The sequence below is a fragment of the Candidatus Babeliales bacterium genome, assembly GCA_036260945.1.
Taxonomy (GTDB): Bacteria; Babelota; Babeliae; order Babelales; family JACPOV01; genus JACPOV01.
In genome coordinates, this window is record DATALT010000002.1 from 859,639 (window position 1) to 871,479 (window position 11,841).

11 protein-coding genes are annotated in these 11,841 nt (G+C 40.2%); 9 read left to right on the top strand and 2 right to left on the bottom strand.

The window, feature by feature from the left end; translation table 11 throughout:
* Positions 1-129 precede the first annotated feature (129 nt).
* Genes atpD through VHO47_04950 form a run of 3 tightly spaced genes read left to right on the top strand, consistent with a single transcriptional unit; the run spans position 130 to position 3,471 of the window.
* Positions 130-1,575, top strand: coding sequence for a F0F1 ATP synthase subunit beta (gene atpD / locus VHO47_04940; protein HEX2978438.1), 1,446 nt, complete (start codon positions 130-132; stop codon positions 1,573-1,575).
* Entirely contained in the window at positions 1,576-1,815 is a 240-nt protein-coding gene (locus VHO47_04945) for a hypothetical protein (GenBank protein HEX2978439.1), read from the top strand.
* A gap of 48 nt (positions 1,816-1,863) precedes the next feature.
* Complete coding sequence (locus VHO47_04950) at positions 1,864-3,471, top strand: ATP-binding protein (protein HEX2978440.1); 1,608 nt, start codon at positions 1,864-1,866, stop codon at positions 3,469-3,471.
* A 229-nt stretch (positions 3,472-3,700) separates the two neighbouring features.
* On the opposite strand, the gene VHO47_04955 is transcribed toward VHO47_04950, so the two are convergent.
* Entirely contained in the window at positions 3,701-4,546 is an 846-nt protein-coding gene (locus VHO47_04955) for a hypothetical protein (GenBank protein ID HEX2978441.1), read from the bottom strand.
* A gap of 175 nt (positions 4,547-4,721) precedes the next feature.
* Positions 4,722-5,333, bottom strand: coding sequence for an OmpA family protein (locus tag VHO47_04960; GenBank protein ID HEX2978442.1), 612 nt, complete (start codon positions 5,331-5,333; stop codon positions 4,722-4,724).
* A 185-nt stretch (positions 5,334-5,518) separates the two neighbouring features.
* Here VHO47_04960 and VHO47_04965 point away from each other — a divergent pair, with 185 nt between their 5' ends.
* The 6 genes from VHO47_04965 (at position 5,519) to VHO47_04990 (ending at position 11,732) form a co-directional block, all read left to right on the top strand.
* Positions 5,519-7,021 carry an Rne/Rng family ribonuclease gene (locus VHO47_04965; protein ID HEX2978443.1) on the top strand — a complete coding sequence of 501 codons (1,503 nt, stop codon included), beginning with the start codon at positions 5,519-5,521 and terminating at the stop codon, positions 7,019-7,021.
* A 26-nt stretch (positions 7,022-7,047) separates the two neighbouring features.
* The gene (locus VHO47_04970; GenBank protein HEX2978444.1) at positions 7,048-8,421 is read left to right on the top strand and encodes a WD40 repeat domain-containing protein; all 1,374 of its coding nucleotides are present in this window, start codon (positions 7,048-7,050) and stop codon (positions 8,419-8,421) included.
* Positions 8,422-8,506: 85 nt separating this feature from the next.
* Positions 8,507-8,788 (top strand): hypothetical protein, encoded by a 282-nt coding sequence (locus VHO47_04975; GenBank protein HEX2978445.1) that lies wholly within the window; start codon positions 8,507-8,509, stop codon positions 8,786-8,788.
* Between the two features lie 36 nt (positions 8,789-8,824).
* On the top strand, positions 8,825-9,127 hold the full coding sequence (locus tag VHO47_04980; GenBank protein ID HEX2978446.1) for a hypothetical protein: 303 nt from the start codon (positions 8,825-8,827) through the stop codon (positions 9,125-9,127).
* 188 nt (positions 9,128-9,315) lie between these two features.
* Positions 9,316-10,773, top strand: a complete 1,458-nt coding sequence (gene gatB, locus VHO47_04985; GenBank protein ID HEX2978447.1) for an Asp-tRNA(Asn)/Glu-tRNA(Gln) amidotransferase subunit GatB — start codon at positions 9,316-9,318, stop codon at positions 10,771-10,773.
* Between the two features lie 8 nt (positions 10,774-10,781).
* Positions 10,782-11,732 (top strand): hypothetical protein, encoded by a 951-nt coding sequence (locus tag VHO47_04990; GenBank protein ID HEX2978448.1) that lies wholly within the window; start codon positions 10,782-10,784, stop codon positions 11,730-11,732.
* The last annotated feature ends 109 nt before the right edge of the window (positions 11,733-11,841 follow it).

Here is an 11,841-nt window from a genome sequence, read left to right on the forward strand (position 1 = left end):
TTTTATGCAGACAGAGCTCCCCATTTTGTCATAAATGTTTTCCTGCCTGTATCTTTACAACTGATCTGCATTCAACTAGCCTGATAATTATAAAAAACAGTGTTTTCATGCGTTGCAGCAAGGAGCTTCATGGCTACCGAAAAACTAGAAACAAAAGCCCAACAACGGGGTACCGTTTTACGCGTTACTAATACGATCATTGATGCTCAATTCCCCCAAGAGCACACCCCGCATATTTTAAACGAACTTAAGATTAAGCTGCCATCCGATAATAACCGCGGTCAAACTACTGCGTCGGTTGAAGTCGTTCAACACTTAGGGGATGGTATTGTTCGGTGTATAGCACTTGAAAATATCGCAAATATTCAACGCGGGCTCACCGTTATCGATACGGGAAACCCAATTGAAGTACCGGTAGGGCCCAGCAATCTAGGCCGCGTATTTAATGTTCTGGGTGAGCCGATTGATGGGAAAGGCCCTGTGCCCCCTTCAGAAAAATGGGCCATTCACCGTGATCCACCGCCATTAACTGAACAAAAAATTACAAACGAAATCCAAGAAACTGGCATCAAAATAATCGATCTTCTTTGCCCTTATCTTAAAGGTTCAAAAATTGGCCTTTTTGGTGGTGCGGGTGTTGGAAAAACAATTATTGTTATGGAACTCATTCGCAATATAGCAGTTGAGCATGGCGGGGTTTCAGTTTTCACCGGTATCGGGGAACGAACCCGAGAAGGAAACGAACTCTGGCTCGAGATGAAACAGTCCGGGGTTCTTGATAAAACCACTCTTGTTTTTGGCCAGATGGGCGAACTGCCAGGTGCACGCTTTCGCGTCGGATTATCGGGCCTTACGATGGCCGAATATTTCCGCGACAATGAGCATAAAGATGTTCTCTTTTTTGTTGATAATATTTTCCGACTTGTCCAAGCAGGATCTGAAGTTTCTTCTCTTTTAGGTAGATTACCATCAGCAGTTGGTTATCAGCCAACACTCGCTTCTGAAATGGGCGCATTTCAAGAACGAATTGCAAACACTGTAAACGGTTCAATCACTTCAATCCAAGCGGTTTATGTTCCGGCGGACGATATTACCGATCCGGCTCCGGCTACTACCTTTATGCATCTTGATGCTAGCACCGTACTTTCACGAAAATTAGTTGAGCTCGGATTGTATCCTGCTATCGATCCGCTTCAATCAAACTCAAAAGCGCTGGATCCTCATATTGTGGGCCCGCGGCATTATACGATAGCGCGAAATGTGCAAACCATTTTGCAGCGCTATAAAGATTTGCAAGATATTATTGCAATTTTAGGCATGGATGAACTTGCCGATGACGATAAATTGCTCGTTCAACGCGCAAAAAAAATTCAGAAATTTTTAACTCAGCCGTTTTTTGTCGCCGAATCTTTTACTGGCATGCAAGGGGCGTACGTTCCACTGAGCAAAACGCTCGATGACTTTGAGCACATCATCAATGGGCATTACGATCATTTGCCTGAGCAAGCGTTTTATATGGTTGGCACGCTGGAAGATGCGCAAAAAAAAGCAAAACAACTAGCGCTTGAGGCGTAAATGGATTTCACGATTATCAGTCCACGCGAAAAAAAAGAGCTTGCGATCTCTTGGCTTGAAGTAAATACTCCTAACGGAAATTTTATCATTCAGCGAGGCCATGCACCGATGATCGTTCTAGTCTCGCCAAATCAACCACTCACCGTATGTTTAAAAAATGGTAAGCAGGAAACTTTTTGCACACCGGGTGGCATTCTAGAAATCACCAGAACAGCCGCATTCTTATTATTAAATGAATAATCCTTCGATACAATCTTTCGTAAATTAAAAATCACTCAGGAAGAGCGAATGAAAAACAAATTGGGCTATATTATCTCGGGATCGTTAACTGAGGGATTCGTGATGCGCATCACGAACGCAGCGCATCTTGAAGAGATTAAAGCTGGAAAATTTGTGTGCATCGCAGGCGATCATCACACTTTTTTTTCGTTAATTACCGATCTTTCACTCGCCGTCACACATCCTGATATTTTACTTTTTCCCCCAAGCGAAAAAGAAAAATTGCTTGCAAAGATTCTTGCCAAAAAAGATATTTATGCGACCGCTTCCGTTAAACCGATGCTCATGATGACCAAAGAACAGCGCGTAATTCCGGTAAAAACAATCCCCCCACATTTTGCGCCAATTTTTGAAGCAGACAAAAAAGATATTGCTTTAATATTTGGCGATGAAAACGATACCAAAACTCCCTATTTTAATATTGGCTGCCCTCTTGATATGGAAACGCCCGTTTGCATCAATCTCGAACGGCTTACAGAGCGCAGTAATGGGATTTTTGGAAAAACAGGAACGGGAAAAACATTTTTAACGCGGCTCGTGCTTGCTGGATTAGTTAAACAAGATCAAGCGGTCAATTTAATTTTTGATATGCACAGTGAATATGGCTTACAAGCACGAAAAGAAGGATCACATTCATTTGTTAAGGGTTTAAAAACACTTTTTCCTTCGAAAGTCGCACTTTTTTCTCTCGATCCACAATCGACGCGCAGACGCGGCGCAACACCTGATGTAGAAATTAGCTTACCGTATAGCGCAGTGCATGTTGAAGATATTTTAGCGCTCCAAGAAGAACTCAATTTGCATAGCACCGCCGTTGAAGCGGCGCACCTGATTGCCGCACGACACAAACATGAATGGCTCGGTGTTCTTTTAGCACAAGGTGATCGGTTAAAAGAATTTGCTGCAGAAATTGGGGGACATCCTGAATCAATCGCTGCTCTTTATAGAAAATTAAAACGCATCGAACGGTTTCCGTTTTTTAGGCATGCTGCAGGCGGCAATTTTCGTGAAGGCTCATCAATTGATCAACTTATTGAATATTTAACCAAAGGGATTTCGGTTATCATCGAATTTGGTAATTTCACTTCGAGCCTTTGTTATCTGTTGCTTGCAAACATGATCACGCGCCGCATTCATAGTGAATATATTGAAAAAACAGAAAAATTTTTAGCAAGTCAGCGAGCTGAAGATGAACCGAAAAAATTAATGATAACGATTGAAGAAGCGCACAAATTTTTAAATCCGCATGCAGCGCGCCAAACTATTTTTGGAACCATCGCGCGAGAAATGCGCAAATATTATGTTTCGCTTTTAGTTGTTGATCAACGGCCATCCGGCATCGATCCAGAAATTATTTCTCAAATTGGCACCAAAATTATTGCGCAGCTTAACGACGATAAAGATATTCAAGCAGTGCTTACTGGCATTTCAAATGCGCATCATTTGCGTGGTATCTTAGCGTCGCTCGACACCAAAAAGCAGGCTATGATTGTTGGCCATGCGGTCGCGATGCCGGTCGTTGTGCAAACTCGCGAATATGATGAAGTGTTTTACCGCGCAATGGCGCCGCAAGTAAGTGCTAAACAAATTGATACGATGATTCAAGAATTGTTTTAGATAATGCGCATGGTTCGATACATTTTGCTCACTGACGTTTGCAAAACACTCACCACGAGCGCACAGAGATTACAGTTTATGTATAGATTTCACCCCCCTCGCCCTGAGTGATTTTTAACTTTTGTTAAAAATTGTATCGAAGGGTGGCGGTCAGAATTAGAGCGTTCAAATAAAAAAAGCCCACGGAATTTTCGTGAGCTTTTTTTGTCCGGGAAGGTTTTTTTAAAATTTAGTCCAGCATATCTTGATTGAAATTCTGCAATTTGTCTGCGATCAAATCGCCCATTGCTTTTGCATCGACAAATAATATCGGCGTTATTTCCTGCTGATTATTTTTCAAACCATCAATTATTTCTGGTCTACTTGAAAAAAGATAAACTGGCGCTCCTTGCTGGGCCGTATTCGCCATTGCACGTACCGTTGCAGTGAATTCAGCCGATGGATTTCTGCCCAGAGCCAAATACCAACTATTATTAAATTGATGATATGAAGTAGTTGTTGTTTGCGCTGGAAGAGTGCTATAAAGAGGTGTCGAAACAATGCCATCGAATGATTTTGCAATATCAGTTCCTTGTTCTGCCATCAATTCACGATACAAAGTATGTTCTGCCAGATCTTGATTGGTTGCGAAAAGAACAGGTGTAATTTTTCTCGTTTCTTGTATTTTTTCAATCGATTCTTGTTTTGGAGTCGGTTTGACTGCAAACTTCATGATGACTTTCTTTTCAGCATCTGAGAAGGTTCCAATCTTTTGATCAGTTAATTGACGATTTAGCTCATCAACTAAGTTACCAATCCCCTGTTTTGTTTTATCTGTCGTTTTTGCAATATCGACACCCATTTGAGTAATTTTATACGCATGGAAAAGCATCTTGGGGTGATTTGCGATAATTGAGCTAGCTTGCGGAATTGTTTCGGTTGCAAGCTTTTGAATATTACCAACAGCGCCCAGGTTTACACCATTACCGCTGATTACTTCCGTAGAAAATGCAAAAACTGGTTTCTTATGATCCATTGATAGGACATTGAACGAACCCAGCACTATAAGCATAGTAATTGTTAATTGTTTTATCATGATTTCTCCATTTAAAGGTACTTTTAATAGAGTACTATTTTGGCGAAAAATGTCAACTTGAAACAACAAGACAAAGCTTATAGTCCACTTATAAATATTCCTGAATAGATTGAGCCTTATATAAAGAATAAAGGCTCGGTTGGACCGAGCCTTTTAGAAATCTAAATAAAATCAACTAGGCATTAATCGCATAAATTTCTACACGGCGATTTGGCGCCTGCCCTTCAAAGGTATTTTCGAAGGCAGCAAGTTCTTCGTTGCCTACGCCAAATACTTTAATATTCCCTTTAGCCGAATCGCCCACCAACGTTTGAGCTAAATCACTCGCGCGTTGATTTGAAAGCGCTAAGTTATAATCTTTTGTGCCGTGCCAAGTGCATGAATGCCCTTTAACTACAACTTTTTTTCCTTCATCAACCCATTCATCCACCTGTTTTTTTACTGAAGCAAGTTTCGCTTTTTGATCGTCTCGCACTTTTGCACTATCGTAATCAAAATAAACAACAAGAACATCTTCATCACTTTGATCAGGCTCATCAAGCGCTAAAACATCACTCTTTTCAACCTTTTGAGCATTTTCTTCATCTAAAACGAGCGTTTCTACATCTTCAAATGCCCCTAGATCTTCATCAAAGAAGCTCACTTTTGGCTGGCCCCCTTTAGATGGCACCGGCATATCGACTGCGGCTGCTAAATTTGCAGGATGTTCCCGTTTTACTTTCTTTTTCCCGCACCCGGACAGGGCAATTATGAAAAGAGTAACGAATAGTAATATCTTTTTTTGCATAGGCTCTCCATCACCAAAAATGGGTTATGTTTCTCAAGCAACGGTGGGCAATTTACCATATTTTTCTCCTCTTTTCTATTAGTTTTCGCGAGTTTTTCTACTATTTGGCGATCGGATACGGTATACTTAAGGTTATAAGGTATTTTACAACACGTTTTTCCAGCACCTTAGGGTGGGGACGATTCATGAAAAAAATTATAATTAATGTTGCCGCGTGGCAGACGCGAGTTGCAATTCTGCGCGATGGACAACTGCAAAATATTTACTTCTCTTCGCCAGTAAGTACGACGCTCGAACAGTCGTATTTTAAAGGCGTCGTTACGACTATTCTACCTGGAATCCAAACCGCGTTTGTCGATATTGGGCAGGAAAAAGCGGGATTTCTTCACATTTCCGAAATAGATCGGGAGCTCGCTATAGATAGAATGAGCTCAACAGTTGATCTTGATGATGGACCGCAACAGAGAGAATCACACCACCGCCAAACGATGGATATTGGTAAGATTCTTAAAGAAGGCGAACATATTTTGGTTCAGGTAAGTAAAGAACCGGTCTATGAAAAAGGCGCCAAATTAACCACCTGCTTTACGTTGCCCGGCAGATTTATCGTTTTAATGCCGAATATTCCGCGGATTGCTATCTCAAAAAAAATTGAAGAGCGGGAAGAACGCATCCGACTCAAAGAAATTTTAATGAAAAATCTTCCTGAGGGAATGGGCGCAATTATTCGCACCACTTCACAAAATCGAACAGAAAAAGAGATAGTTCAAGATGTTCAGTATTTAACCGACATCTGGCAAACGATTATGCACGAATATCAAAAAGCCAAGCCGCAACAAAAAATTCATGAAGATCTTCCGCTGCCATTACGAATGATTCGTGATCATCTTGATGATGATGTCGAAGAAGTTATCGTTGACGATAAGCAGACACAGGCGGATGTGTACAAATTTGTAAAAAAAATAGCCCCAGAATATATGTACAAAGTAAAACTCTATTCTGGCCCGCAAAATATTTTTGAAAAATATCAGATCGATAAACAAATCGAACAAGCACTTTCGCACAAAGTACCACTCAGATCTGGCGGATCGCTCATTATTGAAACCACCGAAGCGATGACGGTAGTCGATGTAAACACAGGCAAATATATTGGTAAAGCGAACCTTGAAGATACGATTCTCAAAACAAACCTGGAAGCGGCTGAAGAAGTTGTGCGCCAACTGCGTTTGCGCAATATTGGTGGCTTGATCGTTATCGACTTTATCGATATGGCATCTTCAGGCAATCAACAAAAACTCATGCGCTTCTTGGAAAAAACACTCAAAGAGCGTGATAAATTTCAATCGGTCGTCCTTAAAGTTTCTGAATTCGGGCTTGTGCAGATGACGCGTAAACGTTCTGGCAAAACATTATTGCAAGAATTAACGCGCGCTTGCAGTTGCTGCCATGGTCTTGGTTTTGTAAAATCGACACAAATGCAATGCTATGCAATTCTTTCCGAAATCCGAGAAAAATTACAGAAAATGCGGGGCACTAAACACGTCGAAATAACCTTCAATCCAACAATTTTTGATTATATAACGACGATCGAATACAACGCTATTTTAGCTTTTGAAAAAGAGTTGGGACTTAAAATTACACTGATGAGCAATCAAGAGATGCCTATTGGGGAGTTCCATATAAAGTAATTGTGGCAAATGGGGAGTAAGTAAAAATGGGGAACTTAAAAAAAATAATCGGCTATTTATTTTGTTCTGTGATTGCGCTGCCTACTTATTCCCAAATCCATAATGAAAAAAAACCGGAGATGCGACGAACGAATAGTTGTCGCGATTTAAAAAAACTCCTCGAGGAAGATCCGTTCAGTAACAAAACGTTCGAACAATCACCAAAACAGCCTTTGGCTAGCAATAATAACAACAATTCCAAAGAAGAAGTTACTGAGTTGAACCCCGCTTCAATGACTCAAATAACTGAGAATTCTTTCGAGAAAATGATGAAAAGGCACGATCCATTCCGCAGATCAGTTAGTGCGCCAAAGATCGCAATTCAAGAGCCGGTTATCAAACCATATACCTCAAAAAAGCAACAACTAACCCGAAGCTTTTCTGAGCTATCCTCCAAGGCCTACGCAATTACGTATCCCGCGCAGGGTGTTTTTGCGATTCATGATCTTGACGAAGACAAAGAACTTCTCACTTTGAACGGTGCGCCTTGGAAAACGCATACAACTTTTGCCAGTGCAACAAATATTGCCTATATAACGAAACCTGAAAGCGCGGTCTGCGTTGTAGAAGTCCCCACCGGAAAACATCTCAAATGCACAGATTTTAAAGTAATCGACTACAATACTTCCACCTATGAAATTCCCCAGGGAGTTTCTGGTCCAGAACTTATTTCTGAAGGAAAAAAACCTTATCCCATTACGGTTAAAGGCCTCAACAATAATAAACTCTTAACACTTTATAGATCAACCGTAACAACTACAAACAAAGAAAAAGGCGGCCTCCTCTATTTGTGGGATGTCGACGCGGGCACGTTTACTGAACTGAGCCCCAATGAGGTTAATATTGAATTAGCGCTCCTTGCGGCGGGCAAGTTGATCGATACAAAAGGAAACAAGATACGAATAGTTGAAAATCCTGGCAAACTTACTGCGTCGACAAAAACAATAGTAAAACATTCAAAACCGATCTCCAGCTTATCATTATCACGAAGTGAATTTTCACTTGCTTCCGGTTCTGCAGATAAAACGGTTCGTCTCTGGGACTTAGCAATGCATGGTAGAGAGAGTGCGACTTTTGAATTTCCAGAAAAAATAAACTCCATCGCCTTTCACCCAGAAATCGAATATCTTCTAGCGGTCGCAGCATCGGGCACTATTCATTTTGTGGATACCAGATCAAAAGAAAGCATTGGTTCATCGCCGCTCGGGGATATGTGTAAAAATAATATAGTACGAACACTAAAATGGAATCAAAAATCTCTCTATGCTGAAATTGGTTTACGGGTATGGTCTAAGCTAACCGATCTTGATAAATTCTTACTGAGCGGAAAAAATCCCGAGCCAACTCCCCAATCTCAATGACCAATACTTCTTTTACTTGCACTCTTTACCGTTCTGTTTAAAATCTGATTAGTAAATTTAATTTAAAACTATCGGATATTTAGCCATGAAAAAAATTATATTGGCCGTTATTATTGGATATTCGGTGACAGCCGCACATGGGATGGAAACGCCCCTCGACGAAACTAAAGGACGAACCTATAGGAGCGCGCAAGTAAGCCAATTTTATGCTTTGGAGCTATGGTACACAAACAATCTACAACTGTTGATTGATAGACATTTTGATCAACAAATTGATTTTGCCAACTTCGATTCTCAAGCACAAAGGCTTTATAAGACCTATAAAACGGGAAAAGATAGAATTTTAAACAATAAAAAACAACATTAATGACAAATTATTACGTAGAGATCATATGGAGTTTTTATGAAAAAAAAGATAGGTATAATACTATTAATGCTCACCGCATTTTCGATTCGGGCAATGGAAAAATTTACCAAAAATATTGAACGCTCATCTAGCCTTGAGAATCTCACAGAAAGCCTTTCTGTAGAAGAAAAGAAAGAAATAACTAAAATCTATATCGAATGCAATAGCGCACTTGAAGTAGCCTCGATTCTGATCCCAACAACAAAAGAGAGATTGCTCGAAAAGCGAGAAGATTTAAAAAAGTTTTGTATGGGAAGAATTGCCAATTCTTCTCGCAGAGATTCAAAAGGAAATACTTAGGCAAGGTATAGTATAGGTCAATTTTACGATTGGTCTTTTTTTGTTATACTGATTCAACCAACCCCACACACAGCCCGAAGGCTGTGGTTTGCGGGGACCCCGGAAAATATTTTACGCATTCATCCACGGCTTCAAAGCCGAGGTTTTCTGGGGATAAATAAAAAGACTCATTCGGCAAAGGATTACCCGTGTCTGGCAAAACTTCGGTTCTTGATGCATACCCTGCTTACCGCGTTGATATTGGTATAGAAGTTCACGTGCAGCTTACCACCAAAAGTAAAATTTTCTGCACCTGCTCAAATGGGTTTGCAACAGAGCCAAATATCAATATTTGCGAAACCTGCTCAGGCCAACCGGGAGCTTTACCCCGCCTCAATGCTCAAGTAGTTGAATACGCAATTATGACCGGCCTTGCCACCAACTGTGCTATTAGCCCCGAGTCAAAATTTGATCGCAAACATTATTTTTATCCAGATCTACCAAAAGATTTTCAAATTACCCAAAACGATCTGCCTATTTGCACAGACGGATTCGTTACCATTCATCTAGAAGATGGTACCAAGAAAAATATTCGTCTTATACGTATTCATATGGAAGAGGATGCAGGAAAAAATATTCATGCACAAACAGGCGAAAGCTTTGTCGATCTAAATCGCGCAGGAACTCCGCTTCTTGAAATCGTCAGCTACCCAGATATTAACAGCGCCTATGAAGCGCGAGCATATCTGCAAATGCTCCATAAAACCGTGAAATATTTAAACGTTTCTACCGGAAACATGGAAGAGGGAGCATTTCGGGCCGATACCAACATTTCGGTGCGCAAAAAAGAAGATCCAAACCTGGGCACCAAAGTAGAGCTTAAAAATATTAACTCGTTTAAATTCATTGGCGATGCTATCGAATATGAAATCGAACGCCAAATCGAATTGCTTGAAGATGGTGGCCGCGTAAAACAAGAAACGCGCCTTTGGGATACAAAAGAACGTAAATCAGTTCCGATGCGAAGCAAAGAAGAACTTGCTGATTATCGCTATTTTAGTGAGCCCGATTTGCCTATCGTTGCTATCGATCAAAAAAGAATTGATGCTATCAAAGCTGTTCTTCCTGAACTTCCCGCACAAAAACTAGAGCGACTCATGAGAGATAAAAATCTCTCTACGTACGAAGCAGAGATTTTAGTCGATGCACCAGAACTCGCCAATTATTTTGAAAAAGCATATTCGATCAATCCAAGCAAACAGATTATCAACTGGATCTTGCGCGATCTTTTAAGTTATTTAAAAGAGGAAAAAATTGAATTAGAAGCGAGCAAAGTAACCCCTGAGAAATTAGCGGAGCTCGTTTCTCTGATCGATAGAGGCACGATTAATAATCGTGCAGCGCAAGAAATTTTTATCCACGTCGCACAATCTGGAAAAAACCCTACCGCACTCGTTAAAGAATTGGGGCTAGAACAAGTAGGTGCTTCTGCAGAGCTTGAATCGATGATCAAAGAACTGGTCGCAGCTCATCCTGAACAAACGGCGCAATACAAAGCGGGCCAACAAAAATTATTTGGCTTCTTTGTCGGCGTTGCGATGCAAAAAACGCAAGGCAAAGGAAATCCAAAGGTCATACAAGAACTGCTGAAAAAATATTTAAGCTAAAAATTGCGATGTTTATTAATTTAATTGCTTTGGCATCAATTTTATGCTGCGTTGCCAACGCCTTGGAATTGGTAGAATTCAAAAATGGAAAAAGAGAATATTCTTTTCCAGAGCTGTTAACGATAAAATTAGAAAACTATCCATTTTGCTTTACAATCAGTGATGATACCAAATACATCGCGTTTCTTACTCGCTACAATACGGGAGAGCTGCTTAGCTTAAATAAAGATGCATCAAAAGTTGTATCAACGGCGAGCATTAACGTACCTGATTATTTTTTCAAAACGGTCTATTTTGACGAATCAACCCTGAGTTTTTGGAATCCTTCTCAGCACTACCCGCTAAGAAATTTAACATATAATGAAGGATACGATGAGCCGCGTGCATTCTCTTATAAAAAATCATTGATAGCTGAATCGTACCATGATCTGCAAATCCGCATTTTTTGTTTAGATCGCGTTAATAATAAGAAAAACAATAAAAATTCGCTTTATCATACATCAGGCTCAGTTACATCCCTCGCATTTAATCAAGAAGGATCGCTATTGGCATCAGGAGCGCACGGTGGCGAACTTTTTATATGGGATACTCATAGTTGGAAAAAGAAATCCACCAAACTTTTGGGGCACGTGCTTGCATTATCGTTCAGTAATGACGATCAAAGATTGGCGGCAGGAAGCACGCACGGGAAAGCTTTTCTGCTTGATTCTACTAACCTCGAAATAATAGCAAGAATTGATTATGCTAGCCCAACACCAATCCATCAAGTAGTTTTTAACGCAGACGATTCATTACTTATCTGCGCACTAGATGAAGAATTTCGTATTTCAGAATTGAAACCGAGGTTTAACGCGCAAACCCCTCCTTTTGAAAAATCTAAAATTGAAGATAATGGCACAAAACCGTTGCCTGGATTTTGGGACAAGATAATTAACAAATTGGGCTTTATTAAAGACTAATTATATACATTATATAAAATTGTCATCTATAAAATTGAGCAATTATACTGAGCCAATTTTTAGAATTTTTTTCAAAAAAAATACGCATTCCCATATTTTCAAATAGCAT